Source organism: Maribacter luteocoastalis (genome assembly GCF_048890225.1).
GTDB lineage: Bacteria > Bacteroidota > Bacteroidia > Flavobacteriales > Flavobacteriaceae > Maribacter > Maribacter luteocoastalis.
Genome location: NZ_JBMFZG010000001.1, coordinates 196,906 through 213,496, shown reverse-complemented (window position 1 = coordinate 213,496; position 16,591 = coordinate 196,906). Strand labels below are relative to the sequence as shown.

The window sequence follows — 16,591 nt, the reverse complement described above, 5'->3', positions numbered from 1 at the left end:
CTTTCTTGTCAGTTATGCGTTATAGACTTTTTAGTAGACCCCCATCTATAGGAATCTGTGTACCTGTGATGTAAGCGGCTTTGTCTGAAGCCAAAAATGCCGCCAAATAGCCATATTCTTTAGGATTTCCAATGCGTTTTAAAGGAACCCTAGATTCCATGTCCGCACGAACCTTAGATACGTCTATACCCAATTGTTCTGCCTTTTTTGTATTTAACTGGGCAATGCGGTCAGTATCAAAATAACCGGTAAGCACGCTATTAACCGTAATTTTATGTTTGCCTACATCTGTGGCAAGGGATTTGCCCCAGGTAACCACAGCTGCCCTAATAGAATTGGACAATGCCAGGTAGGACAGAGGTTCCTTAACAGATACGGAGGCCACGTTTATAATACGACCCCAGTTATTTGAAATCATGTTTTTTAGGGCAAGTTCTGTTGTAATTACGGTAGTTTTAAATAACAAGTCAAAAGCTTCTTGGTAATCACCCACCTTCTTTTCCAAAGCATTTCCAGCGGACGGTCCTTGGGTATTGTTCACGAGAATATCTATTTGATTGTCTTTAAAAAAGTTGTGGAGTATTTCTTGGTAGCCTCTAAAGTCATTAAAATCTACCTGTAGAAATCCGTGCTGTTGCCCTAGGTTTGTAGGTAGGCTAGCAACGATGGCCTTGAGCTTTTCTAAACTGCGGGACATTAGTGTAACGCTTGCTCCACATTCTGCCAATTGTATAGCGATTGCTTTACCAATACCACCACTACTACCACCAACCAAGGCTTTTTTGCCAACAAGTGAGATTTCCATATCAATTTAAATTTGACTAAAACATTTCTTATTTGTATTCCTCCCGTGTAGGACTAAAAACATCCATTAACTTACACGTAGTTAATGCCTTTCCACTGTGTTTCGTAAATGGAGCAATGAGCACAATATCCCCAGGATAATATACCTTGGAATTTCCATCCAAAGTAAACTCAAACTTACCTTCCAAAACTTGCATAACCTGTTCGTGCATATGTGAATGTTCAGGTACCTCAGCATTTTTTTCCACATCCCAATAAGCAATTGACATTTTTTCTCCATGTATCATTTTCGCATGATAACCCGGCATTATTTCTTTTGTTGGGATGGAATCGAGATTTAGGTGCATATAATTTGATTTATATCGAAGATAAAAATAAACTAACTAAGAATAGAGAGGTTTGTGATGCCCTTAGCTATTGTTATCTTTGGATTCTAAATTTTATTGATGCGAATACATTTCATAGCCATTGGCGGTAGTGCCATGCACAATTTGGCGTTAGCGTTAAAACATAAAGGGTACACTATCACAGGAAGTGATGATGTCATTTTTGAACCATCAAAATCCAGATTGGATAAAAATGGACTATTGCCAAAAGAATTTGGCTGGTTTCCTGAGAAAATACATGTTGGGTTAGAAGCGGTTGTGCTTGGTATGCATGCCAAGGCAGACAACCCCGAACTGTTGAAAGCACAAGAACTTGGACTGACCATTTATTCGTATCCCGAATTCTTATATGAACAATCAAAAAATAAAACAAGGGTGGTTATTGGTGGGAGTCATGGTAAGACCACAATTACATCAATGATCTTACATGTGCTCAATTATCATGAAATCCCAGTTGATTATATGGTAGGTGCCCAATTGGAAGGTTTCGATAGGATGGTACACCTTACCGAAGAAAACGATTTTATTGTTTTGGAGGGCGATGAATATCTATCATCACCAATTGACCGAAGACCAAAATTTCATTTATACAAGCCCAATATTGCCTTATTGAGCGGTATTGCATGGGATCATATCAATGTCTTTCCGACATTTGAAAATTATGTTGAGCAGTTTCAGATTTTTGTGGATAGTATAGTAAAGGGAGGTAGTATTACGTATAATGAAGAAGATGTTGAGGTGAAGAAGGTGGTGGAGGCTTCGGAAAATGCTATTAGAAAACTACCTTATAACACGCCTGATTATGAAGTAGTAGATGGGGCTACACTTCTAATGACACCAGAAGGATCTATGCCAATAGAAGTATTTGGCAAGCATAACCTTAGTAATCTCGCTGGCGCAAAATGGATTTGCCAGAATATGGGTGTTGACGAGGAAGATTTTTATGAAGCTATCTCAACTTTTAAAGGAGCATCCAAACGTTTGGAAAAAATAGCGGAGAGTATCTCTAGTGTCGCTTTTAAGGATTTTGCCCATTCGCCTAGTAAGGTAGCGGCTACTACCAAGGCAGTTAAGGAGCAATATCCTAATAATCGACTTTTGGCATGTTTGGAATTACATACCTATAGCAGTTTTAACCCTGAGTTTTTAAAGGAGTATAAAGGTGCCCTGGATTCGGCAGATGAAGCGGTGATCTTCTATTTGCCAGAATCTGTAGCTATAAAAAAACTGAAGGAGGTAACACCTGACCAGATACGAGAGGCTTTTGAAAGGGATGATTTAATCATATTTACCGATGCCGCATCGTTTCATGATTTTATTGAAAAGCAAGACTATGCAGATACGGCATTACTGCTAATGAGCTCTGGTAATTATGGGGGATTGGATTTAGCGGGTCTTAAAACTCGGATGGAAGCTTGATTGGCATAGACTTAATGTAATTTTGTCAGCGTATATATTTAGGAATGGAAATTGATTGGCAGACTGTAAGTCTAAGCCAAAAATAATGATGTTCCTAGCCAAAATCCCATCCTATCTGAAACGAATATGCTCTTTGTTTTTGGCGGCATTTATGATAGGTGTTTCTAATGTAATTATGGAGGAGGACAGAATGATCAATGATACTAGGGCTAAAGTAGAACAACGCCAAGATCAATCCTTAGAAGAATAGCAGCATTAAAATAATTTGTTCATTATCTTTAGCAAATGCAAGAAAAGCCTAGTTCATTTTCTATAAAGCATTGGTCAGACGATGATAAACCTCGTGAAAAACTAATTCAAAAAGGACGTTCCGTACTTTCAGATGCTGAATTAATTGCCATTTTAATTGGCTCAGGAAGTAGGTCTGAAAGCGCTGTGGAGCTATCTAAACGTATTTTAGCTTCAGTAAACCATAATTTAAATGAACTTGGCAAGCTATCCATTAAACAATTAATGCAGTTTAAAGGTATAGGAGAGGCAAAAGCGGTAACTATTGCGGCCGCTTTAGAAATAGGGAGGCGGAGAAGGGGGGAAGAAAGTGTCCAAATTTCAAAAATAGATAGTAGTAAAGATGCTTTTGAAATATTGCAACCTGTTATGGGAGAGTTGGAACATGAGGAATTCTGGATTCTTTATTTAAACAATTCAAATAAAGTCTTACACCAGTCTCAATTAAGTAAAGGTGGGATAACAGGTACCTTGGTAGATGTCCGCATTGTTATGAAACAGTCGCTAGAATTGGGGGCAGTGGCCCTAATCCTTGCTCACAACCATCCCTCGGGAACACTTAAACCAAGCCAAGCCGATAAAAATATTACCCAAAAGATCAAAACAGCTTCAGAATCGTTGGACATCAAAGTTTTGGATCATATTATCATAACACAGAAAGACTATTTTAGCTTTGCAGATAATCAGATATTATAAATGTTGTTAATTTATACCCATAAAATTACGCCGCGCTTCACGTTTACAATGAAGCATGTCTTCACCAAAATATTGGGTATTGAGGTAGACTTCACCACCAAGGTGGAGGAGTTTATTAAGCATACGGAAGAAAAAATCACCTATACCAAACAACCCCTTCAAAATGAATTTTTTGTAAGAAGTCATAACCTCTTATTTGAACAAGGCATCAACGATATTGGGATAAACGTCATGAGTTGGGAAAATACACCTTGCTTTTTTTCTACCGGTGATCGTAGTAACCTGCCGTATGATATTTTTGCGGCAAGCTTTTATCTTATTAGCAGATATGAGGAATATTTACCACATGTTAAGGATGTTCATGGACGTTTTTCTCCAAAGGATAGTATTGCCTATCAGCATAAATTTTTAGAAAGGCCTGTTGTTGATATATGGGCAATGAAACTTTTAAAAATTTTAAAGGATCGTTTTCCAGAAATAAAGCACCAGGCAAGGTTATATGAATACCGCTCCTTAATAGACGTTACCACATCACATTGTTATGCAAATAGGGGTGTTATTAGAGGTTTTTCTGGTTTGATGCTAGATTTGGTCAATTTTAGATTGAAACGTGTAGTTGAGCGTGTTTCTGTTGGATTAAACCTGAAAAAAGACCCCTATGATAATTTCTCTAGTTTAATCAATTGGCATAATGAATTTAAAATTAAAAGTATATTCTTTTTTCAGTTTGCCAATTATTCAAAGTACGATAAAAATGTGTCTATCAATAGCAATAAGTTTAAATCATTGATCAAATATGTTGGTGATTATTCAAAAGTAGCACTGGCCGCCTCATATAGCTCCTTTGACAATGTTGATTTGCTTAAGACAGAGAAAAGTAATTTGGAAAAAGTAGTGAATCGCCCTGTGAATTATTCTAGGATGAGGTATAATAGGGTAGATGTTCCAGAATCTTACAGAAACTTGATTGCAGCTGAATTTACAGATGATTTCACTATGGGGTATACCCATCAAATAGGTTTTAGAGCAGGTACATGTACCCCTTTCCAATTTTATGATATACCGTTGGAAGTGCAACAGCCCATTAAAATATATCCCTTTGCTGTACATGATTATGCCCTTTTAAACCTAAAAAGGAAATCGGACATCCTTAAAACTTTAGATACTATATACCTCGATATAAAAACGGTTGGCGGTTTATTTTTGACTGTTTTTTCTAACGAACTTCTGGGAAGGGAAGGAAAACCAGATTGGAAGGAAGTTTATAAAGATATACTTGTGAAATACAATGTTTAAAGATCAAATTACAGACGTTTTTTTTGATTTAGACCATACCTTATGGGATTTTGAAAAAAATTCTGCGCTTACCTTTCAGAAAATTTTTGACTTGCACAATGTTCAAATTTCATTAGATAGTTTTTTGGAAGTCTATATACCGGCTAACTTGGCTTTTTGGAAATTATATAGGGAAGAAAAAATCACGAAGTCGGCATTAAGATATCAACGACTTAAAACTGTTTTTGATACTTTGGGATATCAGCTTTCATATGAGACCATTAATAACCTCTCTGATGCCTATATCACTTATTTATCCAGTTACAACCACCTGTTTCCTGAAGCTAAAGCAATTTTGGCATACCTGAAACCAAAGTATAAGCTGCACATTATTACTAACGGATTTCAGGAAATACAGGAAAAAAAGCTTAAAAATTCTGGAATTCACCATTATTTTGAACACATCGTAGATTCTGAAATGGCTGGTGTGAAAAAACCAAATCCCATAATTTTTGAAATGGCGTTACAAAAAGCAAACACGCTTCCCAGTAAATCATTAATGGTTGGGGATAGTTTAGAGGCAGATATATTAGGGGCCAAGTCTTTAGGTTTTAATACCATCCACTTTAATGCACACAGAGAGCCTGAACATAACCATTGTCTTATGATTACAGCTTTGGGCGAAATAAAATCCTATTTATAGAGTTATTATTGATATATGTAATCCATAATTGGTATTACTTTATTTTAATTACTCTAATGAAAAAGTGTTCCCATTTAATAGTATCCCTTTTACTGGTGGTGTTGTTATTCTCCTGTTCGGAGCAGCAAGATTTTGGTCAGTATGACGATTTAGAAATCACCCCAACTTACGAAACCAGTATTTTTTATGTAAAGACACAAGAAAGCTTGATCAATAGGATTTCTGGTCTTAATTTTTTTACCCAAGATTTTAATTTCGATGCATTTGAAGAAGATCTATTTGCAGAAAGGGTCATAGAAGGGGTACTTACCTATGAACTTGTGAATACGACCAGTAAGGAGATAGAGATTACATTAGAGTTCTTGGATGAGAATGATACTGTTTTGGATACTGAATTTTTTCAGATGGATGCTGCCCCTACAGCACTTTTAATTCGTGAGGTGGCCTATGGAATCACAGGTAAAAGTTTGGATATCATTACTAACACATCCAAAATACGTCTAAGCGCAAGAAATTTAGGTGATAATTCCAGTAGATCCAGTCTTCCTGATCCTGCTATAATTTTAAGTTCCAGCGCTAAATTCATGGTACGCTTAAAATGAGATATTCAAGCATAACGGTTTTAGTTGCTGTGTTGTTTTGTGTTCTTGTTCAGGCACAAAATAAACAGATTTTATACGATTTTAATGAAATTCCACAGTCTATGATGCTTAATCCAGGTGTGGAAACAGATTTTAAATGGTATGGAGGAATTCCATTATTATCCGGAATATCTGGTTATGCAGGCTCTAATGGAGTCGCCGTTAACGATATTTTCGCCAATGATGGTTTGGATATTAACGATAAAGTTCGCGATCGTATGGTTGCCGGACTTTCTACTAAGGATGAGTTTAGCGGCACGTTTCAATTAGAATTTCTAAACGTAGGGTATAGAAGTGAAAATCCAAATGTTTTTTATTCATTCGGTGCGTATTTAGATATTGATAATATAGCGTATTGGCCAAAGGATTATGCCCATTTGGCATTTGAAGGAAATGCCGGTCAATTGAATAGGAGATATGATTTAGGCGATTTAAAGGCTAGGGGGTCCATGGTCAATGTTATTCATTTTGGTTTAAATAAAAAGGTAAATCGTAGTCTGACCATCGGAGCAAGAGGTAAACTATATTCTGGTATTTTAGATTATAATTCCTCAACAAACAAAGGTTATTTTGTGAATACGGAGGGGGTAAATAACAGGATCAATACTACGTTAAGTGCTGATTTAGAATTGAAAACTTCTGGGTTTGATGCTGTTGGTGATGCTGATAATGTCGCTGCAGCGATAATAAAAAGAGCGGCGTTCGGTGGAGATTTAGGTCTAGGTATCGATTTAGGTTTCACCTACCACCTTAGTGAACAAACCGTGGTTACAACAAGTCTTTTGGATGTGGGTTTTATTTACCATAGCGGTGATACAAAAAGGTATAGCTTAGATGGACAGGCAAGCGTAGAAGGAATTGAAATTGATGTCTTGGAGCAGTTTGCAAATTTGAATAGGGATTTTTGGCAGGACCTTGTAGATGATGTTGAGGAACTTATTCCATTTGAGACAAAGACAAATGGATATATTACTTTTAGGCCTACAAAGCTATATGCTTCAATACGTCACGATTTTGGACAACCAATCGGTGGTACGGAAAGTTGTGATTGCGGAGTAACTGCTTCACAAAAAAGTCTTAGAACAAAATATCGAAATTCTGTGGGTGGCCAGTTTTATGCCATTAATAGGCCAAGAGGACCGCAAACGGCGATTACCGCTTTTTATCAAAGAAGATTTGGTAATACAATAGCATTAAAAGCAACCTATACCGCAGATAAATTTAGTTTCACCAATTTAGGTTTAGGTCTAAACCTACAAGCAGGGCCTATGAATTTTTATATCATGGCAGATAACCTACTTTCTTATCAAAATGTCGCAGCTAGTAATTATGCCTCTTTCCAATTAGGATTAAATATTATATCTTGGGACAACTAAGGATGAAATAAGGCATAACCTATTGCTTAGATACTTTGGCATGCTTTTTTCACTATACATTTCTATTTAAAGAAAAAACTGAAAAAATTGAGAACTACGCTGTTTGCATTGATTATACTAATTGGAATTACCGGAAACGGACAAAGTAATCTAAATGATTACAAGTATATTATTATCCCTAAAAAGTTTGAGAGTTTTAAAAATGCCAATGAGTACCAAACAAGTACGCTTATAAAACATCTCTTTACCCAAAAGGGTTTTCTGGCGGTATATGATGACCAACTTCCATCAGATTTAAATGCCAATAGGTGTTTGGGACTCGTTTGTGATTTAAGGGACGAATCTAATATGTTTATAACAAAAGCTAGCATTGCTTTGTTAGATTGTAACGGTAAAGAGGTAATTGTTACACAGGAAGGCAGGTCTAAGATTAAGGAATATAAGGATGCATATGCAGATGTTATTAAAGCAGCAATGAAAAGTTTTAATACTATAAATTATAAATATGAGGAAAAGGTTTTGAACAACGAACCTGTTGTTCTTAATTTTAGGAACGATGTTAAGAAGTTAGAGAAAAATACACCAAAGAGTGAAATAGCTGTTGAAAAAAAAGAAGAGTTGGTTCCTCAAGCGGAAAAACATACACCAAAAAATGTATCGCCTAACGTAATCCAAAAAGCAACCGAGAAAGAACAGTTGTATAAAAACATTGAGCCAGTCCCATCGAATATTGGGCCTGATGCCGACTTAAAATCAAAAACCGAATCATCCGATACTATTGAAATATGGTATGCACAAGAACTGTCCAATGGCTATCAGTTGGTAGATAGTACACCTGAGATTAGAATGACCTTATTAAAAAGTTCCATTGATGATGTATTTATGGCCCAATCTGATGGAAAAAATGGAATGGTATTCCAAAAAAATGGCAAATGGATTTTTGAGTACTATTTAGAAAATGAACTTGTACAGGAAGAACTTAGGATTAAATTTTAAAAATCATATTTATCCTTCCATCGTTTTTTAAGAAAATCACTTAGGGCATTTTCCCTTTGGTTATTTCCGGGTTTATAAAATGAAGTGCCAACAATTTCATCGGGCAAAAACTCCGCCATCACAAAGTTGTTTTCGTAATCGTGGGCGTATTTATAATTTTCTCCGTAGCCTAAGTCTTTCATAAGTTTGGAGGGGGCATTGCGTAGGGCCAACGGAACGGAAAGGTTACCTGTCTGCTTTACCGTTTGTTGGGCTTTGCCAATCGCCATATAGCTCGCATTACTCTTTGCTGAAGTTGCCAAGTAAATTGCGCACTGACTAAGTATAATTGTTGCTTCAGGATAGCCAATTGTTGTAACGGCCTGGAATGTATTATTGGCAATAACCAAAGCAGTAGGATTGGCCAGACCTATATCTTCAGATGCAGAAATTAACATTCGTCTAGCAATGAACTTTACATCTTCACCACCTTCTATCATTCTAGCCAACCAGTAAACAGCCCCATTGGGGTCACTTCCACGTATAGATTTTATAAAAGCAGAAATAATGTCGTAATGTTGTTCTCCTGTTTTATCGTATAATACGGTATTCTTTTGAGCTTTAGACAAGACAAGTTCGTCTGTAATTTCAATAGTATCCCCTTGTTCGGAATTGATGACCAATTCAAATACATTTAAAAGCTTACGACCATCGCCACCAGATAATCTAAGTAGTGCTTCTGTTTCCGTTAACTTTATATTTTTATTTTGTAAATAACGGTCCTTTATCATTGCTCTTTCAAGCAATTTTTCCAAATCCTCTTTACCAAAAGCATTGAGCACATAAACCTGACAACGCGACAATAATGCAGGTATAACCTCAAAGCTTGGGTTTTCTGTAGTAGCGCCTATTAAAGTTACCCAACCTTTCTCTACGGCTGCCAATAAGGAATCTTGTTGCGATTTGCTAAATCTGTGGATTTCATCTATAAATAGTATAGGGTTTTTAGAAGTAAATAGTCCGCCGGCCTGTTTCGCTTTGTCTATTACTTCCCTAATGTCCTTTACCCCACTATTAATTGCGCTAAGAATATAAAATGGTCTTTTACTTTCTTCAGCGATTATATTTGCTAAGGTGGTTTTTCCAGTTCCCGGAGGCCCCCAAAGTATCAATGAAGGAATTATTCCTTTTTTTATCTGATGTGTAAGCGAACCGTTTTCTCCAACCAAATGGTTCTGACTAATATAATCTTCCAATGTTTTTGGGCGTACTCTTTCGGCTAAAGGTTCATTCATACTATAAAAATAAAACAAAGTTAATGAAGTGTATCTTATTGAACGTTGTTGTCCATTCAGGGATCTTAGGCATATTCTCCTATTAGATGACAATTTAACCGATTTTTCTTCTTGGTAATGAAATTGATATAAACTTTATAATTTTGAATTAATGACAGAAAATCAACATTTCAATTTTTCAAATAAGGTGGTACTTGCACCATTATTTGCAGTACTAATCATATGGTTTATATTTTGGTTTGAGTTAAAATTTCGGGTAAACTTAAATCATTTTGGAGTGTACCCTAGAACCATCTTAGGATTAAGGGGTATTTTGTTTAGTCCGTTTATTCATGGTTCCATTGAACATCTTTATCACAATACGATTCCCCTGGCCGTTCTTTTGTCGGCCTTATTTTATTTCTATCGTCAAATTGCATTACAAGTTGTTCTTTATGGGATTTTACTATCTGGTATTTTTACGTGGTTGGTTGGCGTGTCTTCATATCATATAGGAGCTAGTGGCTTGATTTATGTACTGGTAAGTTTTATTTTTTTTAAGGGTATACGTACTAGATATTATAGACTTATAGCGCTTTCTTTAGTTATGGTATTTATTTATGGTAGTCTTTTGTGGTATATTTTTCCTGTTAAGGAAGGGATTTCTTGGGAAGGACATTTGGGTGGTTTTTTAGCAGGATTATTATTGGCATTTTTAATTAAGACACCATTACTAAAACCAGTTAAATATGAGTGGGAAAGGGAATCCTATGATGAAAAACAAGACCCGTTTCTTAAGCATTTTGATGAGGATGGAAATTTTATAGAAAATTTACCAGAATCTGAATCTAAACAAACTGAAGATGCCGTGGTAAATTATGTATATAAGCCCAGAAAAGAAGATATTGATTAGTAATATAGCTTAAGTGCCCATTCGTTGGCGAACGGCTTCATATAAAAAAACAGCACAAGCCACGGATACATTTAACGAACCGATTTCTCCTAGTAATGGAATTTTGGCTGACTGGTCCGATGCTTTTAAGATTGAAGGTGAAATACCTTTATCTTCCGCTCCCATTATGATAGCGGTAGAATCTTTAAATGAAATATCATAAACGGAGTTATCGGTTTTTTCCGTTGCAGCTACAATTTGTATGCCTGATGCTTGTAAATAGAAAACAGCATCTTTTAGGTGATCCACTTTTGCAATGGGGACTTTGAAAACAGCACCTGCGGAGGTTTTTACCGTGTCGGAAGTAACAGAGGCGGCGCCTTTCTTTTGAATAATAATACCATCAACTCCGGTACATTCCGCAGTTCTGATAATGGCTCCAAAATTACGTACATCAGAAAGTTGGTCCAATAATAGAAAAAGTGATGGCCCTTCTTTTTCGGATGTTTTCTCTAGTAGTTCATCTAATGAGTAAAATGAAATAGGGGAGATGTTGGCAACAGCACCTTGGTGATTATTTTTAGTAAGTCTGTTCAGTTTTTCTACTGGGACGTAAACCGTAGTTATGTCATTCGTTCTTAATAAACGCTCTAATTCTTGCATTAAGTCCCCTTTAACGCCTTTTTGTAGAAACACCTTGTCTATTTCCTCATTGGAATTTATGGCCTCTATAATGGCCCTAATGCCATAAATTTTAGTCTGATCTTGCATGGGTCAAAGGTAAATAAAAACCGCCCAGTTTTGGTTGGGCGGTTTTAGAATTTATAATGGTATTTTTATTATTTCAATGAATTATAATGGTCAACTAATACTTTTATGTCTTCCTCTGTCTCAAGGTTCAAATTATTTGTTTCAGCATACTTTTTAAGTATGAAGTTATTATCTGGAAAAACCTTAATTAATTTATTTTTCTTCAATTTAATTTCTTGTGGGGGATTATTCCCAATTTTGATGAAGTAATCTGTATGTTCAATAAATTTAGCAGGTATGGCTTTATGAAAGCTGGTTTTTGCTTCTTGTGCCTGTTTAATGGTTTTGTTTTTTCTTAAAAAGAAGCTTGCCTTTGAACCTTCAGTTAATATAATAAAGTAGCCTTTTTTTACCTCCCCTGAATTATCTAAGTAGTTTACGGGTCTATACTTTTCGCTATTTAAAATTACGCGTACATAATCTGCTTTATTGATAACACCATTCCCATCTGAATTGCTAATTTCTATTTCATCCGCATAAGCGTTATATCTCATTAGGTATTCACCTAATTTTAGACTGTCTTTATACATTAAAGTGCCTTTTGAATAGTTCATGTCAAAATAGGGTTCACCTTCAATTTCATTTATTGAAAGCTTGTTATCCTTACCCTTATTAATAACGTCCTGTAATATGTTTCTTCCCCTAAGGATACTGTTTGTAGCTAGGCTGGCTTCAAAGTTGGCATTTGCTTGCCTTCCGTTGACATTACCATATTGAGAAAAGCCAGAAAAAATGGTTATCAATAGGATTGTTGTAAAAGAAAATATTTTTTTTAGATTCATAACGGAATGTTTTTTTATTTAAAGTATATCCTAATTTATTGGCCATTGTAATATAACCATTGCTGTTTTTATAGAGATAAATTAATTATAGATTCATCTTGTTCGCTGTAATGATAGGCTCTCCAATAAAAGCCATTTTTTTCATATTGCCAAATAATCTCTTTTTCTTTGGTAACTTCCCACAAACCGAAATCGCCTTCAGTGATTAAGATATTGCCATTAGGTAATTCAACTGCTCCTGAAACTTTTGGGGAGAACAGTTTTTCATTAGAAAATGTCCATACGACTTGTGGTTCATTATCGGCATTAGGTGTCAATGAAAATTCTGATGCTAATTCCAATTCATAAACTGTAGATCTATTTAAATCTCCACCGTTAGAGTATACAAGAATCGTGTTTTTTTCTTTTAGTAAATTGGGAAAGTGATTATTGTTGAATAATCGTTTTCCTATTTGATTTTTATAAGCGGAAGGATTCCCAAATCGATAAATTAAATCTCCTCCTTTATTATATGTGCCTCCGGATGAGCTTGCGGCTTGTTCTGAGGTAGTACTATGGTCTATAACCCAAATTTCACTGTAGAAATTTGAACTAAAATAAATTACGTCTTTTTCTGGGTCATATGCTATACCATTACCATGAGTTATATCTCCACTTATATCCGTTGTGTAATTAATGTCAATTAATTGTGGATTAGTAGCTACCTCCCCAAAATTAGATTTAGTGTTATCATTTTCCTGGATTAAATGGTCCCAAACATGCCATTCCCAGACAATAGTATTGGTTGTTGTATCTATTTCAATTAAACCATCGGGAAATGTTTCAACGTTTAAAGAGTATCCTGCTTCTTGTGACTCTTCAATGGATTTTCTTTCCCAAATCATAGTCAAAATATTACCATTGGGCAACATTTGAGCATCGTGGTGTAGAATATGGTTATCCGATGCGTAAGTGAAGGACCATTCTTTTTCGCCTTTTTTATTAATAATTTCAACCTTTCCACCAAAACCTCCCAGTTGTATTTTGGGATCTGGTACTTCTAACATTGCTAATAGTTTACCATTTGGTAAAAGATGTGCGTCATTACCTAAACGTTCTTCGCCGAGAGGCCAGTCAAAAACGGTTTTACCATTCCTATTCATTAAAAACACCTTATTAGCTGCTGCGTCATTGATTAGTATTAAACCATCGGATACCTTTGATTCGTTATAATAGGTTATGGTGTCTTCTATGGATTCTGTTTCTTCTTCTACTATAGGTGGGTTATCTATATTATCCTCTTCCTCAATAATACTGTTAGGTTCTAAAGTAGTCTCACAGGAGAGTATAATTGCAAAAGTAACCAGTAGAAAAATATGTTTTTTAAATTTATTATTCTTCATTAATAATTGGTTTAAGTAATAAATTGTCCAGTTAAAAGGTAAAGACTTTTTTAATTTTTCTCTGTTAAATAAATTGATAAAACTTTAAATCTAGTAATAAAAACAAAAAGGCTGTTCTTTTAAAGAACAGCCTTTTAAATTTATTCTAAAGTAGAACAATCTTTATTCATTACATAGGTTCAACGGAATTGGACCTGCGCCAGATCCTGGACCATATGATGCAACTAGATTACCACTTGGAGCGTAAATTTTAAATGAAATTTCCGCATAGAAATCACCTGGGAAAAACCAGTCTGCAGAAGTTAATCCTTCTGGGATGGTCACAATGGCCGTACCACTACTTACATTATCAGTACAGTCATAGGCTGGTGTCTCATATGGCGAACAAAGTCCAACTTGAATTTCATCGCCATTGGATAGGGTAACTGTGATTCCTGGACCGCCACCGCCGCCAGATGTTTGCCATCCATCACCATAAGAATCTTCCATTACAACAGTATAATCTCCCGCTGGTGGCGAAGGTAAAATACATACCACCGTCGTGTCATATCTAAAACCTGAGGCAAAGAATTGACCTGTAACGTTTCCATTAACATTAGTACTGGTGAATACCGATCCGTCTTCCAATATCATTGCTAATCGTACCCTTATGATGTCACCACCATCTAATCTGGGTAAATTGTCTCCAATATTCAAAGTTGATATTGCATCAGCACCATTTATTGATAGTCTATATCTTGGCTTACCACTTTCGCTACTTACAGTAAATTCTGAAGCTGGTATTGTAGTTAGTAAAACATCTGCAATACTAATATCTTCATCATCTAACGTAGTTTCTGTTTCACCTTCTCTGTCAACAAAGTTATCAACTAATGAAAGGTAAACTTCCATTGAGGAAAACCTAGTGCTGTTTTGAAAGTCATCCGCTTCAATCTCAACGAAAAACTCAGATCCACTTGGATCACTTTTGTTAATATTAGCAGGACTGACCAAATCAATAGTTCTTAATACTGCAGCTTGTTCCAGGATGTCTAATGGAAACGGGTTCTTATCTTCATCCGTACAACCAAGTACCATGGCTAGTAACGGTAAATACAAGAAAAGTTTATTTATTTTTTTCATGATTCTAGTTTTTTCTTATAATTAGTTTATTCCAAAGTTGGTCCACCTTCTGCCCAGAAAACACGAACAGCTTGGTTAGCTTTTTGACTAGCGCTTGAATTTTGATTAACTAACTCATTTGGATAAAGGAACGAGTTAATGTAATCACCTGGAGAAGCCAACAAAGTAGGTTGCATATCAGAAGGGAAACCTGTTCTTCTGTACGTGTTATAAGCTTCTACACCATTACCCCAAAGAGCTTTAAAGTATTCATTTATAACAATTTCTAATTTATCATCTCCAGATGCTGCGTTAAACGCATTTAGAACAAAAGTTACATATCTGTCCACATCATCAGAAGTAGGTACATATATGTCTCTTATTGTCTCTTCTTCGTTTTCATCTGTGTCAGGATCATCTGGCGTAACAACATCATCTAAATAATCCAATCTATCGCCAACGCCTTGTACTTTGGCAATGGATGCTCTAACCCCTGCTTCTAGGTAAGCAGCTGCATCACCAGTAACACCTGAAGTTAATACACCTTCCGCTAACATGAAATTTGTAAAGGAAGAAAGCATTATTGGAGAAAGACCAGCACCTTGAAGACCAATGTTTCTTCCTGGTATAGCTTCGCCTCTACTATCATCAAACAAACCACCTACTGGATATACGCCAAATGTAGATCTTAAACCTCCATCTGGTGGAATACCGTCATTATCTCCATGATCACGACCCCAATATCCTTGTCCTGGATCACAAAAAACATCGCTGGAAGAATAGTTGGAAGGTCTTGGCTGTGTAATACATTCTGCCTCATTAGGATCCTCGGTAAAGTCTAATGATTGTCTGTAGAAATAATATCTAGTTCTTGGATCTGTACCAGAATATTCATCTTTAAGCCTAACCATGTATGAATTGGACATATAATCTGCAACATCTGCTGCAACATTAAAGTTTCTGGTAAATAATGGGTGTCTACTATCTGGGTTTGCATCAGTACTAGAATAATTGAATGCAAAATCATCAGCTTCAGATAGGATTAAGTTTCCTCCAGTTACCAAGGCATTGATTTTTGCTCCAACGCTTGAATCTACAAGACGAGTCTGAATATATAATTTAAGTTTTAGTGTGTTTACTAATTTAATCCATTTGGATTCATCGCCACCATAAAATAAATCACTAGAAGCTCCTGTTAGTTCTTCCCTATTAAATTGAACTAACGCTTCATCCAATAGGTCTTCAACAGCAGCATATACCGCAGCGTCATCATCCAAGGCTGGATTTGTATTTGCTGATCCAGTTAAAGCTTCTGAATATGGGATGTCACCAAAATAATCAACTAAAGTCATTACCACATAAGCTTCTATGGCCTTACTGATTCCAATATGTGTGTATAGGCCACTTTCTTCAGCAACTGGTTCCAGTGCTCTAATATCAGAAAGTACTTCAGCATATGCTTGGGTCCAGTTGGTGTCAAAATCTGATGGCGCGTATGCGTTAGTATAAGTAGGACCGAACATGTGTAACATTCTGGTTACTTCACTACCTTCTTCAGAAAGACCTTCTGTTGTGTTATCCCTGGCATCACCATCAAAGAAAATAGCCATTCCTATTTCTATTGAATTAAGGAACAAATCTGCATCTGCTTCTGTAGGGGTAAGTGCATTTGGATTGTCAAGTATTTCCAATTCTGTGCTTTCACAGGAATTGAAACCAAAGGCAAGCATGAAAATACCTAAGCCCTTGTAAAGATTTTGTTTATATTGTTTTAACATTTTCTTTAA

The 16,591-nt window shown here is 35.9% G+C and carries 17 protein-coding genes; 9 read left to right on the top strand and 8 right to left on the bottom strand.

What is annotated here, in order from left to right:
* Positions 1-19: 19 nt before the first annotated feature.
* Entirely contained in the window at positions 20-805 is a 786-nt protein-coding gene (locus ACOCEA_RS01030; protein ID WP_420754333.1) for an SDR family oxidoreductase, read from the bottom strand.
* A 28-nt stretch (positions 806-833) separates the two neighbouring features.
* On the bottom strand, positions 834-1,151 hold the full coding sequence (locus ACOCEA_RS01025) for a cupin domain-containing protein (protein WP_420754332.1): 318 nt from the start codon (positions 1,149-1,151) through the stop codon (positions 834-836).
* A gap of 99 nt (positions 1,152-1,250) precedes the next feature.
* Between ACOCEA_RS01025 and ACOCEA_RS01020 the strand changes: the two genes are divergently transcribed.
* From ACOCEA_RS01020 to ACOCEA_RS00985, 8 genes are all read left to right on the top strand, one after another.
* Positions 1,251-2,609, top strand: a complete 1,359-nt coding sequence (locus ACOCEA_RS01020) for a UDP-N-acetylmuramate--L-alanine ligase (protein WP_420754331.1) — start codon at positions 1,251-1,253, stop codon at positions 2,607-2,609.
* A gap of 85 nt (positions 2,610-2,694) precedes the next feature.
* Positions 2,695-2,859, top strand: a complete 165-nt coding sequence (locus tag ACOCEA_RS01015) for a hypothetical protein (RefSeq protein WP_420754330.1) — start codon at positions 2,695-2,697, stop codon at positions 2,857-2,859.
* A gap of 35 nt (positions 2,860-2,894) precedes the next feature.
* On the top strand, positions 2,895-3,593 hold the full coding sequence (radC, locus tag ACOCEA_RS01010) for a RadC family protein (RefSeq protein ID WP_420754329.1): 699 nt from the start codon (positions 2,895-2,897) through the stop codon (positions 3,591-3,593).
* Positions 3,594-4,889: a DUF7033 domain-containing protein gene (locus tag ACOCEA_RS01005; RefSeq protein WP_476422495.1), complete on the top strand. Its 1,296-nt coding sequence runs from the start codon at positions 3,594-3,596 to the stop codon at positions 4,887-4,889. It begins immediately after the preceding gene.
* A complete protein-coding gene (locus tag ACOCEA_RS01000; RefSeq protein WP_420754327.1) occupies positions 4,882-5,571 on the top strand; it encodes a YjjG family noncanonical pyrimidine nucleotidase in 690 nt (229 codons plus the stop codon). Before ACOCEA_RS01005 ends, ACOCEA_RS01000 begins: the two co-directional genes overlap by 8 nt.
* A gap of 56 nt (positions 5,572-5,627) precedes the next feature.
* Positions 5,628-6,173 carry a hypothetical protein gene (locus tag ACOCEA_RS00995; RefSeq protein ID WP_420754326.1) on the top strand — a complete coding sequence of 182 codons (546 nt, stop codon included), beginning with the start codon at positions 5,628-5,630 and terminating at the stop codon, positions 6,171-6,173.
* Complete coding sequence (locus tag ACOCEA_RS00990) at positions 6,170-7,588, top strand: DUF5723 family protein (protein WP_420754325.1); 1,419 nt, start codon at positions 6,170-6,172, stop codon at positions 7,586-7,588. Before ACOCEA_RS00995 ends, ACOCEA_RS00990 begins: the two co-directional genes overlap by 4 nt.
* Positions 7,589-7,675: 87 nt before the next feature.
* A complete protein-coding gene (locus ACOCEA_RS00985) occupies positions 7,676-8,584 on the top strand; it encodes a hypothetical protein (RefSeq protein WP_420754324.1) in 909 nt (302 codons plus the stop codon).
* On the opposite strand, the gene ACOCEA_RS00980 is transcribed toward ACOCEA_RS00985, so the two are convergent.
* Positions 8,581-9,858, bottom strand: coding sequence for a replication-associated recombination protein A (locus ACOCEA_RS00980; protein ID WP_420754323.1), 1,278 nt, complete (start codon positions 9,856-9,858; stop codon positions 8,581-8,583). The genes ACOCEA_RS00985 and ACOCEA_RS00980 overlap by 4 nt on opposite strands.
* 151 nt (positions 9,859-10,009) lie before the next feature.
* Here ACOCEA_RS00980 and ACOCEA_RS00975 point away from each other — a divergent pair, with 151 nt between their 5' ends.
* Positions 10,010-10,750 carry a rhomboid family intramembrane serine protease gene (locus tag ACOCEA_RS00975; protein ID WP_420754322.1) on the top strand — a complete coding sequence of 247 codons (741 nt, stop codon included), beginning with the start codon at positions 10,010-10,012 and terminating at the stop codon, positions 10,748-10,750.
* 9 nt (positions 10,751-10,759) lie between these two features.
* Here ACOCEA_RS00975 and rlmB read toward each other — a convergent pair whose 3' ends face one another.
* From rlmB to ACOCEA_RS00950, 5 genes are all read right to left on the bottom strand, one after another.
* Positions 10,760-11,500, bottom strand: a complete 741-nt coding sequence (gene rlmB, locus ACOCEA_RS00970) for a 23S rRNA (guanosine(2251)-2'-O)-methyltransferase RlmB (protein WP_420754321.1) — start codon at positions 11,498-11,500, stop codon at positions 10,760-10,762.
* A 68-nt stretch (positions 11,501-11,568) separates the two neighbouring features.
* Positions 11,569-12,321, bottom strand: a complete 753-nt coding sequence (locus ACOCEA_RS00965; protein ID WP_420754320.1) for a hypothetical protein — start codon at positions 12,319-12,321, stop codon at positions 11,569-11,571.
* A 68-nt stretch (positions 12,322-12,389) separates the two neighbouring features.
* Complete coding sequence (locus ACOCEA_RS00960) at positions 12,390-13,703, bottom strand: aryl-sulfate sulfotransferase (RefSeq protein ID WP_420754319.1); 1,314 nt, start codon at positions 13,701-13,703, stop codon at positions 12,390-12,392.
* Positions 13,704-13,865: 162 nt separating this feature from the next.
* Positions 13,866-14,825, bottom strand: a complete 960-nt coding sequence (locus ACOCEA_RS00955; RefSeq protein WP_420754318.1) for a hypothetical protein — start codon at positions 14,823-14,825, stop codon at positions 13,866-13,868.
* 26 nt (positions 14,826-14,851) lie between these two features.
* Entirely contained in the window at positions 14,852-16,582 is a 1,731-nt protein-coding gene (locus ACOCEA_RS00950) for a SusD/RagB family nutrient-binding outer membrane lipoprotein (RefSeq protein ID WP_420754317.1), read from the bottom strand.
* Positions 16,583-16,591 lie beyond the last annotated feature (9 nt).

What these genes read in the sequence shown, in the direction of transcription:
- ACOCEA_RS00950 (WP_420754317.1), bottom strand. Translation starts at nt 16,582, where the DNA reads ATGTTAAAACAATATAAACAAAATCTTTACAAGGGCTTAGGTATTTTC.
- ACOCEA_RS00975 (WP_420754322.1), top strand. Translation starts at nt 10,010, where the DNA reads ATGACAGAAAATCAACATTTCAATTTTTCAAATAAGGTGGTACTTGCA.
- ACOCEA_RS00955 (WP_420754318.1), bottom strand. Translation starts at nt 14,825, where the DNA reads ATGAAAAAAATAAATAAACTTTTCTTGTATTTACCGTTACTAGCCATG.
- ACOCEA_RS00960 (WP_420754319.1), bottom strand. Translation starts at nt 13,703, where the DNA reads ATGAAGAATAATAAATTTAAAAAACATATTTTTCTACTGGTTACTTTT.
- ACOCEA_RS00990 (WP_420754325.1), top strand. Translation starts at nt 6,170, where the DNA reads ATGAGATATTCAAGCATAACGGTTTTAGTTGCTGTGTTGTTTTGTGTT.
- ACOCEA_RS00995 (WP_420754326.1), top strand. Translation starts at nt 5,628, where the DNA reads ATGAAAAAGTGTTCCCATTTAATAGTATCCCTTTTACTGGTGGTGTTG.
- ACOCEA_RS00965 (WP_420754320.1), bottom strand. Translation starts at nt 12,321, where the DNA reads ATGAATCTAAAAAAAATATTTTCTTTTACAACAATCCTATTGATAACC.
- ACOCEA_RS01030 (WP_420754333.1), bottom strand. Translation starts at nt 805, where the DNA reads ATGGAAATCTCACTTGTTGGCAAAAAAGCCTTGGTTGGTGGTAGTAGT.
- ACOCEA_RS00980 (WP_420754323.1), bottom strand. Translation starts at nt 9,858, where the DNA reads ATGAATGAACCTTTAGCCGAAAGAGTACGCCCAAAAACATTGGAAGAT.
- ACOCEA_RS01000 (WP_420754327.1), top strand. Translation starts at nt 4,882, where the DNA reads ATGTTTAAAGATCAAATTACAGACGTTTTTTTTGATTTAGACCATACC.
- rlmB (WP_420754321.1), bottom strand. Translation starts at nt 11,500, where the DNA reads ATGCAAGATCAGACTAAAATTTATGGCATTAGGGCCATTATAGAGGCC.
- ACOCEA_RS01020 (WP_420754331.1), top strand. Translation starts at nt 1,251, where the DNA reads ATGCGAATACATTTCATAGCCATTGGCGGTAGTGCCATGCACAATTTG.
- ACOCEA_RS01015 (WP_420754330.1), top strand. Translation starts at nt 2,695, where the DNA reads ATGATGTTCCTAGCCAAAATCCCATCCTATCTGAAACGAATATGCTCT.
- ACOCEA_RS01005 (WP_476422495.1), top strand. Translation starts at nt 3,594, where the DNA reads ATGTTGTTAATTTATACCCATAAAATTACGCCGCGCTTCACGTTTACA.
- radC (WP_420754329.1), top strand. Translation starts at nt 2,895, where the DNA reads ATGCAAGAAAAGCCTAGTTCATTTTCTATAAAGCATTGGTCAGACGAT.
- ACOCEA_RS01025 (WP_420754332.1), bottom strand. Translation starts at nt 1,151, where the DNA reads ATGCACCTAAATCTCGATTCCATCCCAACAAAAGAAATAATGCCGGGT.